Origin of the sequence: Ruegeria sp., from assembly GCF_028066395.1 — a bacterium.
In the GTDB taxonomy this organism is placed as follows: domain Bacteria; phylum Pseudomonadota; class Alphaproteobacteria; order Rhodobacterales; family Rhodobacteraceae; genus Ruegeria.
On record NZ_JALCBM010000028.1, the window covers coordinates 1 to 26,694 of the forward strand.

General features: G+C 59.1%; 19 protein-coding genes. 17 read left to right on the forward strand and 2 right to left on the reverse strand.

The features are described from left to right. Positions 1-742: 742 nt before the first annotated feature. From MPJ51_RS10690 to MPJ51_RS10750, 13 genes are all read left to right on the forward strand, one after another. The gene (locus MPJ51_RS10690) at positions 743-1,237 is read left to right on the forward strand and encodes a hypothetical protein (protein ID WP_298385959.1); all 495 of its coding nucleotides are present in this window, start codon (positions 743-745) and stop codon (positions 1,235-1,237) included. Continuing rightward, entirely contained in the window at positions 1,194-3,254 is a 2,061-nt protein-coding gene (locus tag MPJ51_RS10695) for a dynamin family protein (RefSeq protein ID WP_298385962.1), read from the forward strand. Before MPJ51_RS10690 ends, MPJ51_RS10695 begins: the two co-directional genes overlap by 44 nt. Positions 3,255-3,262: 8 nt before the next feature. After that, positions 3,263-4,906, forward strand: a complete 1,644-nt coding sequence (locus tag MPJ51_RS10700) for a dynamin family protein (RefSeq protein WP_298385965.1) — start codon at positions 3,263-3,265, stop codon at positions 4,904-4,906. Between the two features lie 52 nt (positions 4,907-4,958). Further along, a complete protein-coding gene (locus MPJ51_RS10705; protein WP_298385968.1) occupies positions 4,959-5,360 on the forward strand; it encodes a hypothetical protein in 402 nt (133 codons plus the stop codon). Between the two features lie 24 nt (positions 5,361-5,384). Next, complete coding sequence (locus MPJ51_RS10710) at positions 5,385-6,242, forward strand: hypothetical protein (RefSeq protein ID WP_298385971.1); 858 nt, start codon at positions 5,385-5,387, stop codon at positions 6,240-6,242. Positions 6,243-6,312: 70 nt separating this feature from the next. Continuing rightward, positions 6,313-8,355, forward strand: coding sequence for a dynamin family protein (locus MPJ51_RS10715; RefSeq protein WP_298385974.1), 2,043 nt, complete (start codon positions 6,313-6,315; stop codon positions 8,353-8,355). Continuing rightward, positions 8,352-9,641, forward strand: coding sequence for a dynamin family protein (locus MPJ51_RS10720; protein WP_298385977.1), 1,290 nt, complete (start codon positions 8,352-8,354; stop codon positions 9,639-9,641). Before MPJ51_RS10715 ends, MPJ51_RS10720 begins: the two co-directional genes overlap by 4 nt. A 414-nt stretch (positions 9,642-10,055) precedes the next feature. Beyond that, positions 10,056-12,167, forward strand: a complete 2,112-nt coding sequence (locus MPJ51_RS10725; protein ID WP_298385980.1) for a protein kinase — start codon at positions 10,056-10,058, stop codon at positions 12,165-12,167. Between the two features lie 202 nt (positions 12,168-12,369). Beyond that, positions 12,370-13,443, forward strand: coding sequence for an FHA domain-containing protein (locus MPJ51_RS10730; RefSeq protein WP_298385983.1), 1,074 nt, complete (start codon positions 12,370-12,372; stop codon positions 13,441-13,443). Beyond that, positions 13,443-14,222, forward strand: coding sequence for a protein phosphatase 2C domain-containing protein (locus MPJ51_RS10735; protein WP_298385986.1), 780 nt, complete (start codon positions 13,443-13,445; stop codon positions 14,220-14,222). The genes MPJ51_RS10730 and MPJ51_RS10735 overlap by 1 nt, the downstream gene beginning before the upstream one ends. Positions 14,223-14,244: 22 nt before the next feature. Next, the gene (locus MPJ51_RS10740) at positions 14,245-15,507 is read left to right on the forward strand and encodes a transporter substrate-binding domain-containing protein (RefSeq protein ID WP_298385989.1); all 1,263 of its coding nucleotides are present in this window, start codon (positions 14,245-14,247) and stop codon (positions 15,505-15,507) included. A gap of 40 nt (positions 15,508-15,547) precedes the next feature. After that, positions 15,548-16,657, forward strand: a complete 1,110-nt coding sequence (locus MPJ51_RS10745; protein ID WP_298385991.1) for a peptidoglycan-binding protein LysM — start codon at positions 15,548-15,550, stop codon at positions 16,655-16,657. Positions 16,658-16,828: 171 nt separating this feature from the next. After that, positions 16,829-17,926, forward strand: a complete 1,098-nt coding sequence (locus MPJ51_RS10750) for a transporter substrate-binding domain-containing protein (RefSeq protein ID WP_298385994.1) — start codon at positions 16,829-16,831, stop codon at positions 17,924-17,926. Positions 17,927-18,296: 370 nt separating this feature from the next. Here the strand turns inward: MPJ51_RS10750 and MPJ51_RS10755 are convergent, their stop codons facing one another. After that, on the reverse strand, positions 18,297-18,926 hold the full coding sequence (locus tag MPJ51_RS10755) for a TetR family transcriptional regulator C-terminal domain-containing protein (protein ID WP_298385997.1): 630 nt from the start codon (positions 18,924-18,926) through the stop codon (positions 18,297-18,299). 118 nt (positions 18,927-19,044) lie between these two features. Between MPJ51_RS10755 and MPJ51_RS10760 the strand changes: the two genes are divergently transcribed. After that, on the forward strand, positions 19,045-21,135 hold the full coding sequence (locus tag MPJ51_RS10760) for an FAD-dependent oxidoreductase (RefSeq protein WP_298386000.1): 2,091 nt from the start codon (positions 19,045-19,047) through the stop codon (positions 21,133-21,135). A 158-nt stretch (positions 21,136-21,293) separates the two neighbouring features. On the opposite strand, the gene MPJ51_RS10765 is transcribed toward MPJ51_RS10760, so the two are convergent. Then, positions 21,294-22,610 carry a SagB family peptide dehydrogenase gene (locus tag MPJ51_RS10765; protein WP_298386003.1) on the reverse strand — a complete coding sequence of 439 codons (1,317 nt, stop codon included), beginning with the start codon at positions 22,608-22,610 and terminating at the stop codon, positions 21,294-21,296. Positions 22,611-22,636: 26 nt separating this feature from the next. Between MPJ51_RS10765 and MPJ51_RS10770 the strand changes: the two genes are divergently transcribed. From MPJ51_RS10770 to MPJ51_RS10780, 3 genes are all read left to right on the forward strand, one after another. After that, a complete protein-coding gene (locus MPJ51_RS10770) occupies positions 22,637-23,923 on the forward strand; it encodes a cytochrome P450 (protein WP_298386006.1) in 1,287 nt (428 codons plus the stop codon). A 208-nt stretch (positions 23,924-24,131) separates the two neighbouring features. After that, complete coding sequence (locus MPJ51_RS10775) at positions 24,132-24,362, forward strand: hypothetical protein (RefSeq protein WP_298386009.1); 231 nt, start codon at positions 24,132-24,134, stop codon at positions 24,360-24,362. A 14-nt stretch (positions 24,363-24,376) separates the two neighbouring features. Next, positions 24,377-26,650: a TOMM precursor leader peptide-binding protein gene (locus tag MPJ51_RS10780; RefSeq protein ID WP_298386012.1), complete on the forward strand. Its 2,274-nt coding sequence runs from the start codon at positions 24,377-24,379 to the stop codon at positions 26,648-26,650. The last annotated feature ends 44 nt before the right edge of the window (positions 26,651-26,694 follow it).

A 26,694-nucleotide genomic window follows, 5' to 3' on the forward strand; every position in this document is an offset into this window, starting at 1 on the left:
CACGTCGTCTGAAGCAAAAGGCCCCCGGGTTGGTTCGGTTTGTCAAACGCGTACCGCGCGCTCTTCGTGGCAAGCGGAAATAGTCGGGGTCGGGCATCGGCTCGCTCGCCGTGTGGGCGTGTGTCGGATGCCCGTTGAGAACTGTTGCTGGGTGGCGAATTTCGGGCTGTCGACACTTGCCCAAGACGCCATTGGTAGCACCGCACCCGCGCAGCGCCTCTGGTTAACCCGTGTCGAAGATCGTTACGTCCCCGGTCAGCCATTCTGTGCACGCAATATCAAAGGCTTGCCGCATGGCGCGTTGGGCTTTTGAGCCATGCCACGTTGCAGACCCAAATAAGCCCGGAGACCGATATACCTCGTTTTCAATGTTGAAGCGTGATCTTGACTTTGATGCCTGATACTAAACACGCTATCAGTGTTTTTTCCCTTGGCGTGCCATGGCTTCGTCTGGATACGTAAGACAGTATAGCCGTCAATTTTGGTGTGGCTGATCAAGGCCAATTCCTGACGAAACTTCAATATTGTATGCTCAATCAGCACTCCGGTGAACGGTTCTGTTGTCCGTGGTCAACTTGAGATCATGGAGTTCTGCTCATACGTGATTATCAACATTATCGCCCATAGGTTGCGACATTAATATGCGACCGCATCACATTTGCGCCACAATTCAACCGCCAAAAAATCTTATTCGCGTCAAAATAAGACCCGGTGATCGTAGTTCATTGATCTTCAGGAGTTAATGAGTCTTTCCGCCTCGCGGCATTGTTTCGAGTTTCTGCTCAACTCCAACACAAGGGTCTCTGTCGTGACCAACCAGATGTATTCTACTGCCTCCGAGCAAGACGCCGTCGCGCTTGCACGTGACAGCTTTGTCGGCGAGCTGAAAACCCTGAACAGCCAGCATCCTGGCACCGGGTTCGGCATCGCGCTGCAAACCCATTCCGGCAATCGTTACCTGCTGGCCAATGCCCGCATGCCGTTGCCTGCAAACAAAACCCAGGACTTCCCAACCGGACGCCGTGTGGCCTGTCTGGAGAATGGCGAGCATTTCAGCTCGATCGAAGTGCTGGCGGATTCTTTCGCCTATGAATCGATCTCGCCCCAGAGCGAGGCGGCGATTCTGGGCAACGCGCTGGACCTGATCGCGCGGATCGACATGCTGCCGGGCTCTCCGGCCGGAGGCCTGCCGGATGAAAGACAGGCCCCAATCGCTGCAACTGGAACCGGAGGCTGACCATATGGCGCGCAATGACCATCTTCTGTCTGTAGGAAACGAAGCCCTGACCCCGATGTCCGAGGCCATGGCATCGTTGACGACGCAGATCGACCAACTGACGGAAGTGGCGGATGCGCGCTCCTCTGCGCGTCTTGCAACGCTCAAGACCAAGATGGAGAATTTCAGCGCCAGCGTCACGATGGTGGGGCAGGTGAAGGCGGGGAAATCCTCGATCGTGAACATTCTGGCGGGGCGGCCTAATCTGCTGCCTTCGGATGTGAACCCGTGGACCTCGGTGGTGACCACGCTGAACATCAATACGCGGACACAGGGCGATACCCGATCCAAGTTCACCTTTTTCGAGCAGGAAGAGTGGGACAATCTGATGGTCGGCGGTGGCCGGTTGGGCGAATTGGCCAACCGCGCTGGTGCTGATGACGAAATGGACGATATCCGTCGTCAGATCGGTGAGATGAAGGCAAAATCCGAGGATCGGCTGGGCAAGCATTTCGATCTGATCCTGGGCCAGAGCCATCAGTATGACTATTTCGATGAGGAACTGATCCAGCGTTACGTCTGTCTGGGGGATGAGGATGATCCCGACATCAACCCCAAGACGGGTCGTTTTGCCGATGTGACCAAATCGGCGGAGCTGTACTTGGACATTCCGCAATACCCCATCGCACTGAAGCTGTGCGACACACCCGGCGTGAACGATACTTTCATGGTGCGCGAACAGATCACCCTGCGCAGCCTGCGCGGGTCCGAGGTTTGTGTTGTCGTGCTGGCCGCCAGTCAGGCGCTGACCACAATGGACATGGCGCTGATGCGGATCATCGCGCAGTTTGAGAACCGTCAGATCATCCTGTTCGTGAACCGTATTGACGAATTGTCGGACCCGGTCACGCAGGTACCTGAAATCCGCGACCGGATTCAGGACACGCTGAAACAGAACAATATCGACGCCAGCACCAGCATCGTCTTTGGCAGCGCCTTGTGGGCCGAAGCCGCGCTGACCGGCAACCCTGATATCCTGACCGAGGAATCGCGTCAGGCGCTGAACACTTTCTATCTGGCTGCCGGGTTCGGGGATCAGGCGGCCTCGCTGGACAAGATCTGGGCGCTGTCGGGCTTGCCGGACCTGTTGTTGGCGATGAATGAGCGGATTGCAGAAGGGACGGGGACCCGGCTGCTGGACCGTGTCCGTCACCGCGCGCGCAACATCGCCAGTCAGATCCGCGCCACCGCCGTGGCGAAGAATCTGGCCGGTGGCGAAGGTGTGGTGCGCAATCTCGACGGGGCGTCCCCGGAAGAGGCAATTGCCACAGTCACCGCCGAATATGACAAGAAAGCCGCCGAGCTGACCGCATCGCTGCGGGAAAAAGTGCTGGAACGTCTGAACTCGGCCGAAGCCAATTTCGTCAAACGCGCCACGGATTCGCTGATTTCCCATCTGGAAAAGAACGGGGAGGAGGGGACCTGGCAATATGACCCCGCTGGTCTGCGGACGTTGCAAAAGGCGGCCTATTTCAGCTTTGCCCGGTCGATGCGCAAGGATGCAGGTGCGCTGTATACCTCTGCCGCTGCGGATGTTGGCGCGCTGTATCACAAATTGCTGGGCAACCATCTGGGCGAATTCAACATCGAGGCACCGATGGTGCCACGTGTGCCGCCACCCTTGGGCATTGGCCGCACCATCGCGCTGGACTTGCAAAGCACATGGTGGCGCCGATGGTGGCAAAAGCGCAAAGGTTTCGAAGCTTATGCCGCGGATTACACGCGTCTGATCGCGTCCGAGGCAAACTCGATCACCAAGGATATCGAGGAAAACCAGATCGCAGCCGTTCTGGAAAATGTCCGGGCCACGCTGGCGGATTTCATGCGCGAACAGAAGGAAACCCTTCTGAACATCTCGCAATCTGCCGAGAATGATCCGGCCCGGAACTCGGCCCTGATGGCCGGAATGCAGCCGCAGAAATCGCGCGATGACATTCTGGGCGACATCCTCAAAGACCTCAGCAACGAAGCAGCATAAGAAGAGTTATGGTAAAAGATAGTAAAACCCGCTTCGTCTCTCCTAAGACCTGGGAACGCATCGAGCAGTGGTCCCGCCGCAAGCCCGTGTTTGCGCTTATGGGAGAATTCAGTGCCGGCAAATCGACGCTGATGAACTTTCTCCTGCGCAAACAGGCTTTGCCAACGCAGGTTACGGCAACACAATTGCCGCCGGTCTGGTTCAGCTGGGGTAATCGACCCGCTTATGTCAAATATCACGATGGCAGCACGCGGACGATCGAGCTGGATCAATTGGAAACGGTCGGCATCAACGACGTACAGTTCATCCGCATCTTCCTTGAGGCCGATATTCTTGAGGCGGTCGATCTGATCGACACGCCCGGCATTTCCGACCCCAAAATCTCGACCGACGTGTGGCGGCGTGCCGTGGGTCAGGCCAATGGCGTGCTGTGGTGTACCCATTCGACGCAAGCCTGGCGGGAAACCGAACGGGCGACCTGGGTGTCGCTGCCGGAACGGTTGCAGCATAACTCGCTGCTGCTGGTGACCCGTGCGGATGCGCTGAACCAGAAAGACCGGCAGAAAGTACTGCGCCGCGTCAACCGCGAGGCCGGGCATCTGTTCAACCGTTCGATCCTGTTTTCGGCGCGTGACGCGATCCTTGCCCGCGATAAAACCGGTGACGCCGAGATGTGGGCGCGCAGCGGTGGCGGCAAGATGGTCGACAGCTTTCTTGAGATCACCGAGCAGATCATGGACAACCGCGCCGACATGCTGTCGCGGTATCAGATCGACAAATCCCTGCCCGGCGGTGCCCGCGTGCAGCCGCTCCGCCCGGCCAAAACCTCGGAGGCTGAAACCACTACGCTGCGGCTGGTTGAAACGGTTGATCAGGATGCCGACGCCCCGGATGTGGTCACCAGCTTCCCGGTGCGCCCTGCCCGCGTCGAACGGCGCGAGGATGAGGCTGGCCGCGAACGCATCGGTGCCGAAGAGGCCGAGAAGCTGCGCGCTGAAATGACGTCCGAGCCGGAAGAAACCGGTGACGATCTGCGCGCCTATTTCCGTGAGACCAACGACGATCCTCTGGATCTGAACGTCCTGGCGCGTCCCGGCGATGATGTGGACGAGTTCGAGTTCATGGCCGAGGATGACGAGGATGATCAGGATCAGATGGACCTGGCCGAGGACGAACAGGAGGAGGATGAACCCGAACTGATCGTCATCGCCTCGGAAGAAACCGAAGACCCCGAGGAGGCTGCATCGGATATCGAAGCGTCGGTCTCGTCGATCACCGCGCTGCTGGCCGAACAGTCGCAGAACGCTGATCAGGAATATGAGCCGGAACCGGAATCGAACGCTCTGGCCCCGACATCGGTTGTGACGATGGTTGAGGAAGACGCCGAAGACGATGCGGGCGAAACCGCGCCCGAGCTAACGCAGCTGCTGAACACCCCTGCTAGCATGCCGCTCAGCGCGCTGGACATGTGGCGCGAGGTCGTAGCCAACGAACAGCTGCCCGAGGACGCACAAGGGTTGCGCAACGTCTTTGCCGCCTTCCTCAGCGAGTTCGACCAGATCGCGCGTGAACACAATGATGCAGACCAGCAAGATGCGCGCCCGATGCGCAAGGTTCAGGAAAATGGCGGAGCGGAATGGCATGTATTGTAACGGCTCTCAATCCGGGCGATCTATGCCTCCGGATCATCGAAAGAGTTGAAAGATGTCGATAGACGCCGCTTTGTCCTCTGCAATGAAGACCATACCCGACTGCATCGCAGCCGGGTATGTCGATATGGAGACCGGGATGTTGTTGGGGCTGCAAGCCGCCGAGGCTGAGCATTCCGATGTCCTTGAAAATCTGGCGCTTGCCGTCGCGAACCTGTTTCAGGGTCGCGGCGTTATCGCCTTTCAGGAACTGCTGCGCGCTGCGGGCGCAGAAGAGACCGACCACCCGGGATTTGGGGAAATCGCGGTGTTTTCGGATGACCGGCTGCATATCTTCCTGCGCACGCGGGATTATCCCGATCATGTGGTCTGCTACATCTGCCGGGACAGCGCCAATATCGGTCTGGCCCTGACGAAATCACATATCAGTCTGGGGCCGGTTGCGGCCGCGGTTTAGACGGGACCAGAGGGGGTCACGGATATGATGGACACGGAAATTCTGGAACTGCTCGAAGATATCGGGCGTACCTCGACCGCGCGGCTGTCGCCGGCCGTCCTGCTGGCCGGGGACACGGCGCAAGAGCGGCGGCAAAGCGTTCTGGGCACGATCCGGGGCACGGTTCTGCCGCGTCGGCTGGAATTCACCGCCGCCAATGGCGATTGTCTGGCGATCGAGGTCAACAGTTCCCGGATCACAGATGTTTTCCGCGACAGCACCGGGGATGTGCCGGATTTCGAAACCGAGCCGCGCGATGAAATGGCGGGCAGGTTGGCGCAGCTGGTTTCGGATATCGCTGCCGCGCCGGGGCCGCTGGAACTGATCTCGAAACGTCCGGAAACCGCGATGGAAGCGGATGATGTCGGCATCACCTATTCCGAGGTCGAAACCGCCTGCGCCGGGATCGACTTGCCCGAGGAACCGCGCGTCGCAATCGTCCCGGATGTCCCGGAAGAAGTAACCAAAGACGCCCCGGCAGAAGACACCGGGGCCGCCAGCCGATTCTATGAAAATGCCGCCGCCTTTGCCAAAGGGCGCGCCTTGTTTGATGGTCAAAGCGGCGAAGACCTGAAGTTTGACGGGATCTGCGCCCCGGGTCAGCCCGCGCACCCGGATCAGGACATTCTGCACCGCTTTGCCCGTGATCTGGCCGGGTGGGATGTGGATACAAACGGCGCCCTGTCGCGACCGCAGCTTGTGGTGTTCCGCCCCTCGGGCGGGCAAGGCACCGGGCTGGCCCTGTTGCGCGACGGCCAGCAGACTGCCGCCGCCCTGCATGACGCGCGCAAGCTGGGTGCTGTCGTCAATTTGTGGAAATCTTTCAAGGGTGTCGCCGAATAACCGCGATCCTGCCTAATTTAGTTTCTTTCTGTTATGTCAATCTAAGAATACGAGTTATCAAGGTGGTATGATGAGTGAATGTAGTCGCCGAGAGCTGATCCGCATCGCGGATGAAATGAACGAGATGAGCAATGACGAAACCCGTCAGTTCATCTCGCGCATCGTTGATGACCTGTCGAATCTCAAGCCGTCAATTGCGTTTGTCGGCCAGATCAAGGCCGGGAAATCGCGCCTGATCAACGGGTTTACCGGTCAGGCGGAGTATCTGCCCTCGGACGTGAACCCCTGGACCACCGTGATCACCGACATGCATTTCGGCCACCCCTCGGGGCGCACTTCGGGGGCCGAGTTCCATTTCTTCGACAATCGCCAGTGGCAGGCACTGATCGCCGAGGGCGAAGAGCTGCGCAACATGTTCCCCGATGAGGAGGACAGCTATAAGCGCGAGATGATCGAAGAGCAGGTCGACGCGATGAAAACCCGGGCCAAACTGCGTCTGGGCGAAAGCTATGAACAATTGCTGGGCCAGCAGCACGATCTGGACGAGCTGACCTCGGACGATCTGGCGCGCTATGTCTGCGCGGGCGACGATCCGACCGAAGACGGGGGGCATGACCCGGGCTCGGACCGGGGGCTTTACAGCGATATCACCCGCAAGGCCGAGGTCTATTTCGACATCGGTCATTTCCCGTATCCGGTCACCGTCACCGACACGCCGGGCGTCAACGACCCGCTGCTGATCCGCGAGGAAATCTCGCGCCAGTATCTCAAGGAATCGGATTTCTTCGTTGTCGTCCTGTCGGCGCATCAGGCGCTGTCGCGAGCCGATCTGAAGCTGTTCCGCCTGATGCAGGCGCTGGAGCTGGGCCAGATCGTCGTGTTCATCAACCGTGTGGACGAACTGGGCGGCGGGGCCGAGGATGCTGGCAAGGTCCGCGCCGATGTGCTGGACGGGCTGGAGCAGGCGCTTGGGAATTCCGATATCGACGTTCTGATGGGCAGCGCACAATGGGCTCATTACGCCCTGACCGGCGATGAGGACGGTATCAATCACGATGAGATTCTGGCCTGGCTGCGTGCCCGTCCGGAACAGATGAAGCAATATCTGGACGGTGTCGAAGAGATCAAGCAAGGCCCCGGCCCGATCAGCCGCGAGGCTATTTTGCGCTTTGCCGCGATGATCGCCTCGGGGCTGCCGGATTTGCGGCGGCATGTGACCCAGGCCCTGACCAACGGTCCGCGCAACGAACAGATGCGCATGGCCTGGCAGCACCTGAACAGCTTTGCCCAGGGTGAGTTGGAGCGCAGCACCGCAAGGCTGCGCGCGCTTGAGGCCGAAGAAGGCCCCCGCACGGGCGACACCGACGAAAGCAACAAGACCCTGACCGAGCTGCGGGCGCTGGTTGCCGAAAAGACCGAGGTGATCACCAAGGATATGGATGACGTGCTGGCCAATCTGCGCGGCGTGATGGACGACACCGTGTCCGAGGCGGTCTCGGCCGTGGTGCGTGGCCCGGACGGACAATCGCCGCTGCTGGACAAGAATGGCGAGACCGAGCTGAACTTCACCCCGCTGCGCGAACGGATGCGCGAACTGGTACAGGGTGCCACGCAGGTGATCCGGCAGCGGATGCTCAGCGAGCTGTATGCCGTCGACCTGCAAAGCAACGCCGCCCTGCGTGCCCTGCCCGGCTGGCAGGAACCGGTGGACAACCGTATGAACACCAGCGCCGTGCGCTGGTTCCGCCCCGACATGACGGCGCTGACCCGCGGCATCACCGTGGAACTGCGCGTCACCTGGTTGTCGCGGCTGATTTCCCGCAAAAGCGTGGTCAGCCGGGCCGAACGCATGATCGTGCAGGAGTTCGAGATGATCGGTGATGATCTGATCGACACCGCCCGGGGCGACCTGTCCGAGCGGCTGCAAACCGTTCTGGACCACTATCTTGCGTTGCTCGCCGGGCATCTGGAACATCGCGTGGGGCCAGATGGCAGCAACCCACGGACTGAAGCACAAAGCGCGGTGGATCAGGCCCGCCGCATCACGGATGAGCTGGGCCTTGTGTTCGGCCCTCCCCAAGCAGATAACCTACAGGCAGAGGCCGCAGAATGATCGAATTCCCCGGAACCGAGAAGGAAGTGCGTCAACTTGAACGCTTTCTGACCGCGACTGAAAAAGCACCCGCATCGGACGAGTTGGAGCAGCTGCGCGAACGCGCGCTGGCCCATGCCGAACGGTTGTCGAACGCCGTCGCCATCGGTTTCGCCGGAGAGTTCGGGGCTGGCAAATCCAGCCTCGCCAATATGCTGGCAGGCGCCGACATCCTGCCCACGGGCCCGCACCATCTGAAACTGCCGCTGGTCATCGTGGCCTATGCCGAAGCCCCTGAAACCACCGTGGGCTGGTGGGATCGTGAACCCAAAACCTATTCCGGCATCGCGCTGGACAAGGCGGCCGCGGATGAACCCGATTTCATCTCGGTCGGGGTCAACACCCCTGCCCTGCAGGAAATCTCATTGTATGATCTGCCCGGCTCTGGCGCGCTGGACGAAACCTATAAACCCACGCTGGACTTGCTGGATTATGTCGATTGCGCGATCTGGTGCACCAATGGCACCACCGCCTGGCGCGAGACCGAGCGGCATCTGTGGACACAGGCTCCGCAAAAGCTGCGTGACAACAGCCTGCTTGCCGTGACCCACGCCGATCTTTTGACCACGGGTGACGCGCTGGAGCGGGTCGTAAAGCGGCTGGACAAGGAAAAGGGTGATCTGTTTCAGGCCGTGGTGCCCATCGGCACACCGGACGCCGTGAAAGCCATGGCGCAAGAGCCTGAGCCAGATTTCGATCTGTGGACCTCTTGCGGCGGCCAGAATCTGGCCGAACAGGTGCTTGACATAGCCTCGCGCCATCGCCAGCAGGATCTGGACGCCGCGCGGAAGGATCTGGCGGATCATTTCCTGCCCTATCTGAACACATTGGACGGCGACGCAGAGGTACCTGTTTCGGATACGCAGACCCAATCAGTGCAATCCAGCCTGACCGCCGCCCTGCCCCCGCTGGACAACCCGATCCTCGAAGACTGGCTGGCGGCGATTGCCAGCATCTATGACGACCTGCGCGAAAGCACGGATATGGAACCCGCCGCTTTCCTGCAAAGCTGTCAGGAAATCGTCGAGGATTTCGCCGAGCGTCTGGAATCGGGGTCCGAGATCGACCCCGAGGCCGACTGGATTCCGGCCGAGTTTGAAAAGGCCACCGACCTGCTGTTGCTGCTGCAATTTGAAAGCGGTGATGCACCGCTGCGGGACGCGATCAACATCCTCGCGCAGCTCAGCGATAACCTCGCCTGGGCGGGCAGCACGGTTGCATCCGCTGCCCCACGCACCGGCACCTGAGCTTTTCGCGCTAAAATTGTTCCGCCCGGCGACGATTCGGCAGGGGCGGAATCACCTGATCATTGTTTCGAATTCGTAGACCAAACGCCGATTTTCGCGAAATAAGCACGTAAAACTTTGCACCCACTTTACAACATATTGTGGCAGGCGACTGATCTGCCACTAAATGAGCTGTTAACCAAAAATTCATCCTTAGTGAAGCCATCAGGCGGCCCCAATAAAGTCAAATTTGAACCGTCTAACCGTCTCAAGTGTCCTGCGGTTGTTTTGGGTTGTGAGTTCGTGGGCTGATTGTCCGGGTTTTTTGTGCCGCATTGTGAATTGAATGGGCGGGAAGACATGAGTCACAACCAGGCGGTCGGCGCAACGCACGACGAACCTCAAATCGAAGGCCTGAAGCCAGGCGCAAAATTATTGCGTGGCCAGTATGAGATCCTAAGCTTTCTCAGCAATGGCGGCTTTGGGATCACCTATCTGGCACGCGACAGTCTGGATCGCGATGTGGTCATCAAGGAATGCTTTCCGGGTGCGCTGTGTCATCGCAATGGCGATCTGGTGGAACCGGCCAACCCGGCCCACAAGGATGACCTGAGATCGATCATCGACCTGTTCATTCTGGAAGCCCGCAATCATGCGCGGCTGGTGCATCCCAACATCGTCGATGTGCATCAGGTGTTCGAGGACAACAACACCGCCTATATCGCGATGGACCTGATCCGTGGCTGCGACCTGCTGGATTACATCGACAAGCCCGACACCGAAAGTGGCCCGGACTTCATTGTTCAGGTCACCGAAAAGATGCTGTCGGCGGTTGCTTTCATCCACCAAAGCGGAATGCTGCACCGCGATATCTCGCCCGACAACATCCTGATCGATGAAAATGGCGAACCGATCCTGATTGACTTTGGTGCGGCCCGCGAACAGGCGGCCAACACATCCGCCGCCCTGTTGACCCTGCGGGTGATCAAAGACGGATATTCGCCGCATGAATTCTACGTCCGTGGCGCGGAGCAGGGGCCCAGCAGTGATCTTTATGTGCTGGCGGCAACCCTCTATCACGCGATCAGCGGCGAGCGTCCGATTGACGGCCAGACCCGCCTGAACGCCTTTAACAGCGGTCAGCCCGACCCGTATAAACCGCTGGACGGGCGTTTTGCCGGGTATCCCACCGGGTTCCTCAAGGCGCTCGACAAGGCGATGGAGGTGCACGCCACCGACCGTCTGCAAACCGCGCTGGATTGGCTGCGCATGTTCCGTGGGCCGGATGTGAAGTTCGAAACCTTCGATTATCGCCCGGTTTCGGTCATCGTAGGCATGGACCGCAAGGACGCCGAGGCCGAGCAGGCCCGTATCAAGGCCGAAAGCGAGAATGCCGAGGCCGTGGTGACCGCCCTGCTGGCCGGAAATTCGGATCTGGCCATGGGCGAAGAAGGCAAGGCCGATGAAGATACGGCCAAGCTTGCACCCAAGGAAGAGGCCCCCGTCGCGGTGGATACCGTTGTCAAAAGCGGCGCGGGTGGTGGCAGCAAGGCACTGCTGCTGGCCGGGGTCGCGCTGGTGGCGCTGGCTGCCGGTGGATTTTTCGTAATGTCGGGCGGCAAGACTGAGCCCGAGGCAAGCCCGGTGACAGCGCAGGCGCCGGCCACTCCGGCCCCTGCGGAAGCTGCATCGGAACCGGTCGAGCAGACCGCCGAAGTCGTATCAGAGCCGGAACCGGCCGCCCCCGCTTCGGAACAAGAACAGCCTGTCGAGCAGGCACAGACTGAACCGGCAACCCCGGTTGAGGCCCCGGACGAAACAGCTGCGGTCGAACCGGCATCTGACACAGCGGCGGAATCCGAAGTCGCCGCAGCCCAGCCCGTGGTCACAGAAACCCCGGCAGAGGCACCCGAGGCAACAGCCCCCGCGGCCCCTGTTAATCTGGCCGAAAACCAGGTTGCCTATGGTCACTGGGATGTCGATGTACCGTTCTCGACGGCCCGCCGTCGCGGTTCGACGGGCACGGTTTTGGCCATCAACGGCGTGCAGGACGGTCAGGACCTGTCCGTGATCGGGGATTGGGTGCAGCGTGGCACCACGATCTTTACGCTCAATGGCAAGCCCGTGCGCGGTGAGGCGTCGCTGGCCGCGCAGGTGCTGAACGACTTTATGGTCGACCCTGACGGCTATATCCGCGTCGCCGTGCGCTATCGTCCGCTGGGTCAGACCCGTGCGCAGAACGGCCTGCTGGCCCTGCCTGCCACCCGCATGTTCGGCCTGCAAAACGGATATGTTTTCGAGGCCCACCACGCAGGTGATGCCGGATGGCAGACCATCGTGGATCAGACATTGACCTCGGGCGCGGGCGATCTGCAACGCGGCGATATTCTGGTGCGCGAGACCCAGACCGGTATGGCGATTGATACCGCTGAAAGTCTGGATGCCGTGCTGGCCACCCTTGTGTCCGAAAACAAACCCACCGCGCAACTGACTGTACTGCGCGACGGGACTGAAACGGCTGCAACGCTGCAGCTCGCGCAGGAGTAACTCAGACCGGTTCAAGTAAAATTCGCCAGCGTGTGTGTGCTGAGGATGGCGGGTCCACCGCCCCCCTGTCGGGAACCGGCCCGTCGCGAAGTAACCAGTTTCCTCGTTTTCCTTTCATCAGTGCCTCTGCGCGTCTGCGCAGTGGTTTGTAGCAGCCCCGCGGGACCCGTCCCGTTCCAGAATTCGAAAAGGTGTCTACACCATGTTCAAATATAAAAGCCCACTGAGCCGGTTACTTGAAGGTGCCGGTAAAACCAAAGACGAAGACAAGGCAGAACCCGAGATCGCCGAGGCGGAACAGCCCGAGCGGCCAGCCCCGATCGCGGATTTCAATGCGCTGCGTCAGGCCCTGGGCGGCGGGGATACTACTGCGGAAACCTATGAAGAGGACGCTTACGAGGAAACGGACGATCTGATCCCCGAAGACAGGATGCCCGAATTCGACGAGGCCGAAGAGGTCGAGGAGACGATCGAAGAGGTTCAGGACGACATCGTCGCGGATGAGGCCGAAGGCGATGACGACCAGATCGTCACCCTGCATCTGAATCAGGATGCGGCCGAGGACGAAGACGAAAACCTGTTCGCAGCAGTGGCCAAGGCAACGGCGGACCCGGTCGAAGAAACCCCTGCCGAAGAGCCGGTCATCACCGAGGCCCCTGCCCCGGCAGCCGAAGCGCCCGCACCGGTGGCTGAGGAGGTCACCCCGGAACCCGCCCCAGAGCCGACGCCCGAACCAGAGGTCGCGGCCGAGGTTGAGGCCGCCGCGCCGCAAGAGCCCGCTGCGACCCCCGAACCGGCACCTGCGCCCGTCGAAGACCGCCGGTCGCGCGTGAAAACAACCTTCCTGGGCTTTGAACGTGCCGACACGCATGTGCAAGAGATGATGGAAACCGCCGCTCCGGTCGCCAAGACCGAGGCTGCGCAGCAGACCTATCCGGTAGGTTGGCTGGTGGTGACTGGTGGCCCCGGTCGCGGCGCCAGCATTACCGTCACCGAAGGGCTGATGCAGATCGGTCGCAATGACGATCAGGCCATTCAGCTGGATTTCGGCGACACGGGCATTTCACGCAGCAATCATGCGGTGATCGCCTATGACCCTGAAGATCGCAAATGCTATCTGGGTCACGGCGGCAAGGCCAATCTGGTGCGTCTGAACGGCAAGCCGGTGCTGTCCACCATTGCGCTGTCCACCGGCGACGCGATCCGCATCAGCGAAACCACGATCCGGTTCACCGCCTTCTGCGATGATGGCTTTGACTGGCGGGATGCTGATTGATGCTGGCGACCCCTGCATATGACATCGGGTTGATCCTGAATCAGGGTCAGCGCGATACGCAGGAAGATGCGATTGCGGCCCGGGTCTCGGACTCGGTCAGCGCGGCCTATGTTGTTGTTGCCGACGGCATGGGTGGTCACGATGCGGGTGAAGTTGCATCGGACCTGGTCATCGCGGCCTGGCGCGACGCATTGGATGCCCAGTTGGATGAACCCGACTTGCCCGAGAGCGCCCTGCTCGACGCTCTGCCCCTGGCCGCAATGCAGGCCAACGCCGCCGTGGCCAGCCATAGCGACGAACACGGGGTCAAGCTGGGGTCCACCCTGCTGGGCATGCTGATGCTGGGGCGTCGGGTGTTCTGGATTTCGATCGGGGACAGCCCGCTCTATCTGTTCCGCGACGGCACCCTGACGCAGATCAACGAGGACCACTCGATGGCTCCGATGATCGATGCGCAGGTGGCTGATGGCACCCTGTCCGCGGACGAGGCGCTGGTCCATCCCGACCGCAACCAACTGACATCGGTCATCATGGGCGCGGCCATTCCCAAGGTGGATTGCCCCGAGCAACCGCTGGCCCTGCGCCCCGCCGATATCCTGATCCTTGGCAGCGACGGTCTGCAATATCTCAGCAATGCCGAGATCGAGACCCTGCTGCGCACCCATGTCCAGGCCCCCGCGCGCGACATTGCTGATGCGCTGTTGCTGGCGCTTCAGGCCAAGGACGACCCGGATCAGGACAATATTTCAATCGCCGTGGTCAAACCGGCAAAACCATGAACAAGGCAGAGAAACAGGATAAATGAAAACCCGTCTGATCATATCAAGCCTGGCTCTTGCAGCCGCGACCGGAGCAGCCTCGGCGCAAGAGGCATGCTCGACCTACGAAATTCAACCCGGTGACAGCCTGCGTGAACTGGCGCTTGCAACTTACGCAACCGAAGATTTCCGCATCATCTATGACGCCAACCGTGACGTCATCGGATCGAACCCGAACATCATCCGTGTGGGCGACGTTCTGACCATGCCCTGCCTCGAAGATGTCGGGCGCGAAGCAGCCCTGCCCGAGACCGAAGCCGAGCGTATGGCTGTCGAAATGGCCTCGGAACTGGTGGAAGCCGCAGAAGAGCGTGCCGAGAAAGCTATCGCCGAGGCCGAAGCCCGCGTTGCCGAGGCTGAGGCCGAAGCCAAGAAGGCCAGCGAAGAGGCTGTGATCGCGGCCCGCGCCGCCGCCAAGCAGGAACTCGAAGCGGCCCGTGCTGAGGGCGCTGCCCTGATCCGCAATGCGGATGACGGTGACCGGCCTGAAATCCGCGACCGTCAGCTGCTGCTGATCACCGGTGGCGGCTATGCGCCCTTCACCGACGAAGACCTGCCCCAGCGCGGTCTTTATACCGAACTGGTTGAAACCGCGTTTCTGCGTGCGGCCCCGGAGCAGGGCTACAAGATCCAGTTCGTGAACGACTGGTCCTCGCATCTGGATCTGCTGATGCCGACCCTGGCCTTTGACGCGACCTTCCCGTGGTCCCGCCCCGATTGCGAGGCCGCCGCGACCCTGTCGGAAACCGACCGTACCCGGTGCGAGACCTACAATTTCTCGAACCCGTTCTACGAGGTGGTCGACACGTTCTTCGCCAAGGAGGGTTCCGGGTATGAGAGCACCCGCACCTATGCCGATTTCGCAGGCGCCACGATCTGCCGCCCCGAAGGCTGGTCGCTGACCCATATGAACGCCGTCAGCCTGTTTGAGCCGACCATCACCCTGATGCGCCCGGTTTCACCTGACGATTGCTTTCACGCAGCCGTTAACGGCGAGGCTGACATCGTCGCCATCGAGGCCCATCTGGCCGTCGAAGCCATGAGCCGCCTTGGCTATGAACATCAGCTTGTCGAAAACCCCAATCTGGCGGCAATCAAGTCACTTAACGTCATGACTCATAAAGACAATCCCGATGGGGAAGCGATCCTTGAGACGCTGAACCAGGGTCTGGCGATCATGCAGCAATCGGGTGAATGGCGCGATATCGTGTCGACCGCGCTGCTGTACCAAATGGAAAATGGATAAGGCCGGAAGGGCCTAAAACAAAGTTACGGAGGACGAGGAAATGTTTGAATTCAACCTGAAAAAAGTCGCGATGACGGCCACGGCCGCCACTGCGCTGAGCGCAGGTGCAGCGGCTGCGCAGGAAGCCTGCACCAACTACACCGTGTCAGATGGCGACACGATGGCCTCGATTGCTGTGGCGGCCTATGGCACGTCGAACTATCAGCCGATCTTCAACGCCAACCGCAACGTCATCACCAACCCCAACGCATTGTCTCCGGGTCTGGTTCTGGCCCTGCCCTGTGACGATGGCAGCCTGCCCAACGGCCAAAGCGCGCAAGAGATCATTGCCGCGGAAGAGCAGCGGGCCGCGGGCACCAAACGCTCGAACGTGTACGAGCCGCCGATCAAGATCGTTGTCGGCGGTGGCTGGGCGCCGTTTGCGACCGAGGACATGACCGATGGTGGGATGCTGCCGCGTCTGGCCGCCACCGCGCTGAACCGCGCCGGTAACCAGCGCGACTATTCGATCAGCTGGGTCGATGACTGGGGCTCGCACCTGAGCACGCTTCTGCCCTTGGGTGCCTTTGACGTTTCGCTGGGCTGGTCGCATCCGGACTGCTCGGACCGCTCGTATGAGTGGTCGGACGACACCACCCTGCGCTGCACGCAGTTCGATTCGACGGTCAGCTCGTATGACGTTGTTTTCGGCTTCTTCTCGCTGCCGGAAAACGACTATGCGAATGCGTCGTCCTATGAGGATATGAGCGGCTCAACCATCTGCCGGATGGACGGTTGGCTGAACTACGACTTTGAAGAAGCCGGTCTTGTTGACGGTGAAAACTTCACCCGACTGAGCCCGCGCACCAGCCAGGAATGCATTGATGCGGTTCTGACCGGCGTGGCGGATCTGGCGTCGTTCGAAGTGCAGGCCGTCTCGCAGACCATGGCCGACATGGGCCTGTCCAGCAATGACATCGTGGAAAACCCCTTCGTCAACTACGTGGTATCCTACCGGTTCTTTGCCCATCGCAGCAATCCGTTTGGCCGCCAGTACCTGTCGATGCTGAACAAGGGTCTGAACGAAATGCGGGAATCCGGCGAATGGTACGCCATCGTGTCGGACTCGCTGCGCGAGCATAACGAAAACACGCTGGCCGCATCGAACTGATCCAGCCGAAATTCGGGGTCAGGGCTGTTGCCGCAAGCACTCCTGACCCTCTGACCTGCCCGGGCTTTTGCCTTGGAAATATTCTCTAACCGATTTTCCGGGGCTATGGCCCGGTACATCCCAGCGGGTTCTTCAACGTCAGGGTTGGAACCCAAATCAGGACTGACAAAAATGAAAAAAAACCAGCTCTTTGCGCTGACAACAGTGGTAACCAGCGCGATTGCCGGAGGGGCGTTCGCCCAGGAGGCCTGCTCGACCTATACGGTACAGGACGGTGATACATTGCCGACCATTTCGATTGCGGCACTTGGAACGTCCAACTATCAGGCGATCTACAACGCGAACCGGACGATCGTTTCCAACCCGAACGATCTGCAGGTCGGCATGGTTCTGGCCATCCCCTGCGCCGATGGCAGCCTGCCAAACGGGCTGAGCGCCGATGAAATCATTGCCGAGGCCGAGCAGAGCTTTCAGAACAGCAGAACCTCGCAGGCCTATCAGCCGCCGATCAGAATGGTCACGGCCAGCGGTTGGCCACCCTTCGGCGAAGAAAGCATGAATGGTGGTGGTCTGCTGCCGCGTCTGGTCACAACCGCCCTGCGTCGCGCTGGCAACGACCGTGAATTCTCGCTCAGCTGGGTGGATGACTGGAACGCGCATCTGGATTCGCTGCTGCCGATCGGCGCGTTTGATGTCTCGATCGGCTGGGACATGCCCGATTGCACCAACACCAGCTATGAATGGTCCTGGGAAACCGAGGCGCGTTGTTCCCAACTGCAGGCGTCCGTGTCCTTCTACGACGTTGTTGTCGGTTATTTCACCCGGCCTGACAGCCCCTATGCCGAGGCGACATCGCTGGATGACTACATGGGTGCAACCATCTGCCGGATGGACGGCTGGTTTATCCACGATCTGGAAGAAGCCGGGCTGCGCGCACCTGCGATCACGCTGATCCAGCCGCTCACACCCCAGGAATGTCTGGATGCGGTTCTGACCGGTCAGGCCGACATCGCAACCTATGAGGCGCAGATTTTCGAGGACACGAAAGCGGAAATGGGTCTGACCACCAAGGACATCGTCGAAAATCCCTTTGTCAGCGGCGTTTCGAAGATGCAGTTGGTTGTGCACAACTCTAACGAGCACGGAACGCAATATCTGGAAATGCTGAATGCTGGCCTGCGCGAGATGCAGGAATCCGGTGAATGGTACGCCATCATCTCGGATTCTTTGAACGAGCATAACAACAACTTGTTGCAAGCGTCGAACTGATCCCTCGGTTTACACGCTTAACCATGGCCGGTCGAAAGACCGGCCTTTTTTATGCCGCAGTCTTCTGTTTTGAATGCTTCAGCCGGTCTTATGCACCAGAACCCTTTGGTCTGGCCGGGATCGTTCATTGGGAGGCCACAATTTAGGTATATCATACAGCCATTTATGCTGAAAAACTCATTTGATGAGCAGAAAATCACCTCACTACGGGAAACCCCTAATATTCAAAATCTGTGAAATATCTAAGATAAATTCAACTGCACCGGTGAGGCGTTCGCCCCACCACTCACTCAGAAAAGGGCTGGCTATGGGGGCCGGCCCTTTTCTTGGTTTCAAAGGGCTTCTTACGCCGTAAACTCGATATCCGGCCTCATGACGTAACCGCCATCAGCTTTTGCGCCATATGGAAACAGGCGTCGCTGGCAGCTTGTCTGTCAAAGCTTTGCGGATTGAGGTGGAACTCCAGCCATAACCCTTCAAAAACAGCATTCATCAGACGGGAAACCCTGCGCGGATCAACATCGCTCAACTGCCGCTCTTCGCAAATGGCACGGCACAGGTTGTAAAGGGCTTCGTTGAATTCGGCGTCACCATCGGCGACCAAGCGTTGATACGACACAGAAGCCGAGGCTTCGGACCGAAAAGCCAGCCAGATTGACACGGTCTGTTGTGTCAACACCGTCTCGCTGAACTCGCCCTGGCACAGCGCGCGTAGTTTTCCTTCGTATGTCGTACCGCCCTTTTCAAGACAGGTTCGCCAGTTTTGCCGATACTCTGACATCAACTGTTCAGCGACGGACCACAGCAGGTTTTCCTTTGACTTGAAGTGTTGGTTGATCATGCCCCGGCCAAGACCCGAGTAACGCTGGATTACGTCAACTGTAGTGCCTCGCAGCCCATGTTGATGGATCGATTTGGCCGCCGCATGCAAAAGCAGTTTGCGGTTTCGGGTCTTGCCAAGCTCACGCGCGGTTGCGGTTTTTGGATGTATTTCCACCATGCATCTTTCCTACGTGAAAGAGCTTGGGGCATCATCAGAAAAATAAATGTACGTTTGTACAAAATTTGATGTAAGTTTCAATCCAGTGATTCCAGCCACAGCCAGAGAGGGCCAAGGTATGACCCAGACCGACCCGCGCTATTCCATATTGTTCGAACCTGTGAAAATTGGCCCGGTGACCGCACCAAATCGATTTTATCAGGTTCCGCATTGCAACGGCATGGCACATGGCCGGCCAAATGCGTTGGCGGCGATGCGCGGGATAAAGGCCGAAGGGGGCTGGGGTGTTGTGTCGACGGAAGAGGTAGAGATTCATCCGACCTCGGATCTTAACCCGGTGATCGAGGGGCGGTTGTGGTCGGATGACGACATTGCCTATCACGCAAAAACCGTGGACGCGATCCACGCACACGGATCTCTGGCCGCGATCCAACTGGCGCATAATGGCTGCGCCGTACCCAATCTGTATTCCCGGTTGCCGGCATTGGGACCCAGCAACATGTCGGTGGTCTGGGAATTCGGTGATCCGGTGCAGGTGCGCGCGATGGACAAGCAAGACATCCGCAACATGCGCCAATGGTATCGTGACGCCGCGCGGCGCGCGAAAATTGCGGGTTACGACGTCGTTTACATGTATTCGGGTCACAATATGACCGCGCCGATGCATTTTCTGGGACGGCGGTATAACGACCGTACTGACGAATACGGTGGCAGTGTGGAAAACCGGGCGCGTCTGATTGGCGAATTGCTTGAGGATATCAAGGAAGAAGTTGGTCAGACTTGTGGTATCGCATTTCGTTTTGCCGTGGATGAACTGCGGGGCAGTGATGGCATCACATGGGACGAAGAAGGTCGCGCTGTCGTCGAGATGTATTCCGAGCTGCCCGATCTGTGGGACGTGAATGTCGCGGGATGGTCGAATGACAGCCAGACTGCGCGGTTTGCACCGCAGGAAGGCTACCAAACCGACTATATTAAGGAAGTTAAGAACCTGACCACGAAACCGGTCGTTGGTGTCGGGCGCTTTACCTCGGCAGATGGCATGGTGAGCCAGATCAAAAAGGGCTATCTGGATTTCATCGGTGCGGCTCGCCCATCCATTGCCGATCCGTTCCTGCCCGAGAAAATCCGCACCAACCGGATCGACGAAATCCGCGAGTGCATCGGCTGCAACATCTGCGTTTCGGGTGATAATATGTCGGTGCCGATCCGCTGTACTCAGAACCCAACCATGGGCGAGGAATGGCGCCGTGGCTGGCATCCCGAAAAGATCGCCCCATCCGAGAACCCCGATCCCGTTCTGGTGGTCGGGTCCGGCCCTGCGGGGTTGGAGGCCGCGCTTCAGCTTTCAAATCGTGGTCACCCTGTCACCCTTGCCGAGGCCGGTAAGGAACTGGGTGGGCGCCTCACCCGCGAAAGCCGCCTGCCGGGATTGGCCAGCTATATCCGGGTGCGGGACTGGCGCGAGCATTATTTGCTGACCCGCCCGGATGTGGACATCTATTTCGACAGCAAGCTTGGTCCGGATGATATTCTGGATTTTGGGTTCGAGCATGTCATTCTCGCCACGGGCGCGAAATGGAAACGCACCGGTCAGGGGCGCGACAACCGCATCCCGGTGGCCGGGTTGGATCAAACCCGGGTCCTGACCCCTGACGACATTATGGATGGGGCTCATGTGACGGGCCGCGTCGCGGTCTATGATCTCGACTATTATCTGATGGGATCGACCATGGCTGAATTGGTTCGTGAACAGGGCCATGATGTTGCTTATGTCACTGATGCCTCGACCGTGGCCAATTGGACCGAGATGACGTTGGAGCAGGATCGAGTGCAGGCCAGGATGATGCAGAATGGCATCGCGGTGCATGTCAATCGCACTCTGACCGCAGTCACGGATGATCAGGCCACACTTAACTGCATCTATACCGGTACGCCCGAGAACATCCCCTGCGATACAGTGATCCTGGTCACGGAGCGGGCACCAAATGATGCAATTTATCTGGACCTGAAAAGCCGCCCCGAAGCGCTGCAGGCAGCCGGGATCAAAACGCTGGAATGCATCGGCGACGCTTATGTACCGGGTACGGTGGCGGCAGCGATCTATGCCGGTCACAAAGCCGCACGGCTGTTTCCGAACTGTGATGATGATCCTGACATGTTCAAATGGGAACGTCCGGTTCTGGAACCCGGCCCGAAGACGTACTGAGGATCTGCGAAAAACTTGAAGCGCCAATACCTTGCAACGCCTTCAGCTTGCGCGGCAACAAATGCTCGAACCGCATTAATCATCTCAGGTGGTTCCTGCCGCGCCTCCAGATGGTCAGCAATGTGGTCTCGATGTGCTCGGTCATTGTCTTGTGTTGCTCAACCCAGTGAGCCAATACACATTTCCCCGACCGAAGGCGCATGATCAATATCAAGCCCGCTGGCTTGGGCGAATGTGACCGAGTTTCCGGTTCCCAAGGGACAGGTCGCAAGCCTCATCGCCTCTCCGGCAAGCTGGACATTTTGGTAGACGGCACCGACTTCTTTCAGAACAAGCGAATACGCCAAATCCCCGTAGGCTGTTCGCATCGCCATCATATCCGCTGAAAAGACCAGCAAAACCTGCGTTTGCGAGGCACAATTGGCCGCCGCTGAGGCATCCTTCAAAAGAGACTTGAGCGCACTATTGAATTCGGCAATCATGGTGAGCCCATGATGCAGGGTATCATAAGTGTAAAGCCCCTGTTTCAGGCCGTCACAACGATTTACAATCAAGTAAGCCGTAAGTGGATATACGCCACCACCACTGGGATAAGTCCGGCGACCATTGTCTTGATAGAAGCACCTGAAAAGCAATTCTCCAAGCTGCGCGTGGCTGATGGGTTCCGCGCCCTGAACGCGGCGACTTCTGCGCTGTCGGGAGACCTGTGCATGAGGCGGGTCAGACGCAATCAGCTTTGCCATGTCGGGCAGCGGCAGCGGAATGGACGATATACCGATGGGATGCGGCACCGACGGGGCCTGCCTACCGGTTTTGCCAAGCTGTGCCCGTCTGAAGCCAAGCCGGGTATGGCTGTGAAACAGGGCGTCATGCTTGGGGTGATCTTGATCCGAGCTGTCTTTGGTCAGGCCACACCAGTCAAAGAGGCCGATCAAGGCCGCAAGGACCGGAGGCTCCAGCCCCGGTACGCAGGTTGGGCTCTGGGGGTCCTCGGTGTTGTCGCACGCACCAAACAGCAGCGAGCCGAGTCTTGGGTCAAGCAGATCAAGAACCGCCCAACTGCCCGGAACCTGTGCTCTGAGCCCCTGTTTTCGAGGCTGCAGCAGCATCTGAGAGGACAGCCGAAAGGGTTTTCCTGGATCGATGTCCGGGCGCGCACCCGGGGGTGCGCGTTGCGGGATGCAGGCGGCAATAACCTGACTGCCTTGCATCAAAAACCGGGTGAGAAAGCCGTGTTTGTCCAGGCGAAACAGAAAAGACGCGCAAACGTTCGGTGCGTCCACATCCGGGGCCAGACAGGCGCTCAGCGCCGTCTCACTGACGCGCCCTTGCCTGAGTTTTCTCACAAGGGTCACATCACTTGCGGCCGAAAAGCGGATCGTTTCTGCCGGGCTCTTCAAACAAACGCCCTGTTCGTCACTTTCGAACAGGATGTCGGGGGCCAGGCCATAGGCCCAAATCTCTGCCGGTTCCATCAGAATACCCCGCGCAGGTGGTTTGCATGACGCTGCCACCCGGACCCGTAGGCCCGCAGCATGCGCGGCTGAACGCGCAGTTCTTTCAGCGTGATCCGCTCGGATTTCTCAGCCATCTGGCGGACAGCTTTGGCGACGTGTCGCGTTTTGATTTCGGGGCCGGGCCGATTGTATTTGTTCATGACGCTGATCTTGTCCGCAGCCTTTTTCGGTTTCACGAGGCAGACCTGATCAAACCCGAGTTCTTGCGCGCCTCGAATGCGGCGCATTGGGGGGACGGGTTGACCACGCTGGATGATCCCGGGATCTGGCACAGCCGAAGGCAGCTTCTGCTGCCCCTCTTTCGGGCCCGATTGCGCGCGCCACGGCTGGCGTTGGCCGCAGAACTGGCGGATGAGACCTGCGCGCGTTGGGCAGACGGCGAACAGATTGATCTGACACATGAACTTCGAATCTTGACCGCCCGCATTGCGCTGCGCACGGTTCTGGATGCCGATCTGGAAGATTTTTGTGACGACCAGAAGCTCAGCGGGCTTGTGCCCTTTTCTGAAGGGTACGGAGAAGACTTTACCACAGCCATAGATGGCGCGACGGGTGTGATGCAGATGACGCGCCCTCGTGCGTCCCGCAGGATGGATGGCGTTCTGTCGATCATCCACGCCCGTTTTGACGACCCGTCTGATCGTGGCGACGTCCTTTCGGCACTTGTCAATGCGCATCGAGCCGACCCTGAGGCGCTGTCTGTGCAGGATGTGATTGGCGAGATCATTCAAATGCTTTTCGCGGGCCATCTGACCATCCCATTTGCTTTGACCCAGTTGTGGCGCGACATCGCCCAGCACGGGTTGGACAGCCAGGTGACGGGTGAGGCAACGGCTGATGATGGGCTTCTGCGCCGTGAAATGACAATACCGGTGACCAGCCGCACGATGGCAATTCTGCGGGAATCGATGCGCCTCGGGCCACCGGCGCCTATTTTGTACCGCGACGTGGCACGCGGTTTTCAGTTGGGCAAGCACAGTATGGTTGAAGGTCATGGGATTTGGGTCAGCCCCGGCTTGCTGCATCGGGATTCTCGCTACTTTGTACAGCCCGCCGCGTTTCGGCCCGAACGCTTTGCGACGGGTCGGTTGCCGCCCGTTTCGGCCAAAGCTTACATGCCTTTTGGGGCCGGACCAAGGGTTTGCATCGCCGCCTCTCAGTCGGTATCGCAGATGGTCGCAATCTGTCACGCGATCGCGCGAAAATTCAGGTTGGAGCCGGTTTCAGGAGTGGGAAATCAGTTTGAAGTGTGGCGCCGCCCTGTGATCTGACGCCAACCCCGTCGTTGAGTATTGCATTGATATATCCCCTAAAAAGACGCTTTTTTGCACCCGGCGGACGGCTTCACTCTGAACTACGAACTTGATCAAATCTCTGGCCTGTGAAAAGGTTAACGCGACGCGGGGCGCAGGAAGACGCCGATGCAATTCAGCATTCCGATGCAAAAATCAAATGGCAATAAACGAGGGGGAATGTCCTATGACAGCACCAACAAATGAAGATTGGGGCAAGATGCACGCGAAGGCCTGGAAAGATCCGGAATTCCGCACCTTGCTAGAGCAAGACCCGACATCTGCCGTGAAAGCTTATGGCAAAGAAGTGGGCAAAACTTTTACACAAATCGTGAATGTTGGCGAAAAGCCCAGCGACGTGCATGATGATGACCTGCACACACATGATACTGCGGTTGCGCCGCCTGCCTGCTGCTGAGGGCGCCTGCCCTCATGTATGACAGTGCCATTGCGGCACCACGGTTCAAATCCAGCATTGAGGCGATTGTCGATCCTGAGGAAGGTTTATACCTGTTCAGTGAACACGGGCACGTATGTCTGAGCAGGACAATCTTTTCCGATCTCGCCCCTTTGCTGGACGGAACACATGCGGTCGAGGATATTTTCGATCAGCTGTGTCAACACCATGCCAGTGCCGATATCCTTGCTGCCCTCGACGTGCTGAAAGCGCATGGTTTTCTGGCCGAGGGCACATCGACATTGCCGCCGGGCCAACAGGCCTTTTGGGAACTGGCCGGGGTAGATCCGGCAAAAGCCGAAGAGCGGCTGGCAAGCAACCCGGTTGACCTGACCTTCATCGGCCGTGACGTCAAGGACGACATCCGTGCCCTGCTTGAGAAGAGCGGGTTGCGGGTTGTGGATCGCGGTGCGCTCAGCATTGTTGTGACCGATACCTACCTTGCGGCTGAACTGGCAGAGTTCAACACACGGGCCATTGCCGAAAACAAACCATGGGTATTGCTGAATCCCGGCGGTGTTCAAAGCTGGCTGGGTCCGGCTTTTGTTCCCGGTGAAACCGCGTGTTGGGAATGTCTGGCGCATCGTCTTCGGTGGCACCGACGCGCCGAAACCTATATCGGCGCGCGTGCAGGTCGGGCGGGCACACAACTGGCCCCTGATGCATCTGCTGCGGTTTCTCCGCTTGCGGCGATGGCTGAACTGGTCGCGGAAGTGGCGCGTTGGATCGGTGTGGGTGGTGCGTCGATGTTGGCCAATCGGGTGGTCAGCACCAACAGCCTGTCGATGGAAAGACAAAACCACATTTTGACGCGTAGGCCGCAATGCCCGGTATGTGGCGATTGCCCTGACGTAGCCGACACGCCACGCCCTCCGGTTCTGCGCGCGCGGCCAAAGGTGCAGGGCAATGACGGCGGCCATCGGTCCAACCACCCCCGCGATCTTCAAGCTTTGTTAGAGCGTAGTGTCAGCCCGATTACAGGTGTCGTCGGCAGCCTGAAACCAGGGCTGCGCAGCGGTCATTCGGGCAAAGATGCCTGGGTCACACCGACATATTCCGCTGACCACAATTTCTCGGATTGTCACGATGACCGCTTTTTCCTGCGCGAAGGTCTGCGACGGCGTTCGGGCGGTAAAGGGCGTACCCCGGAACAGGCCCGCATCAGCGCGGTGGCTGAATCGCTGGAACGCTACAGCGGTGTGTTTGACGGCACCGAACCACGCCGTCTGGCCCGGTTCAAGGACCTGGATGCACCGGCTATCTTGCCGAATGAGTGCCAAGGGTACAGCGCACGGCAATATGCAAATCGAACCGACCATAATCGCAGGGACCACAAGGCGCATTGGGTCGCGGAACCGTTTGATGCGCATGCGCAGATAGACTGGACACCACTTTGGCGGCTGAGCGATGGTGCCAAGCGGTATCTGCCAACCTCGATGTGCTATTTCGGCTACCCGGAAACCGGCCCCGGTTTTGGCCGTGCAGATTCCAATGGTTGCGCCGCAGGCAGCACGATTGAAGAGGCCATTCTGCAAGGTTTGCTGGAACTTATCGAAAGGGATAGCGTCGCGATCTGGTGGTACAACCGGCTGTCACGCCCCGGTATTGACGTTGCAAGCTCCTCTGACACTTATGGCTCTCAACTGGTGGCGCATTATCAGCAGCTAAACCGGACCCTTAGCGTGGTTGATGTGACAAGCGACATCCGCATTCCGGCCTTCGCGGCGATCTCTGCCAGAACCGACAAGGCCGAGGAAGACATAATTTATGGCTTTGGCTGCCATCTCGACCCCGAGGTGGCGCTGTCGCGGGCGCTGACCGAAGTGAACCAGTCTTTGGAAGCGGTGCCCAAAACGGGCGGAACTGCAGCCGAAACGACCTATCTCGGCACCTCGGATGCTATCGACTGGTGGCAAACAACGCGGCTGTCACAGGCGGCTTATCTTGTGCCCGATGGCAGCAAGCCAGCACTCAAACTTGATGAGATCGACAATCTGGCAAGCGACGACGTGCTGACGGATATCGAAACCTGCGTGTCCCTGCTTAAGGCCAAAGAGATCGATGTGCTGGTTCTTGACCAGACCCGACCCGACGTGAACCTGCCGGTGGTACGCGTTGTCGCCCCCGGCCTGCGCCATTTCTGGGCCCGCTTTGGTCCGGGGCGGCTTTATGATGTGCCGGTGGATCAGGGATGGCTTTCGGCAAAGACATCCGAAGAGGACCTGAACCCTCACGTGATACAATTTTGACCCCTAATTTGGACGAGGATTGCGACCATGACCAGCCCGACATA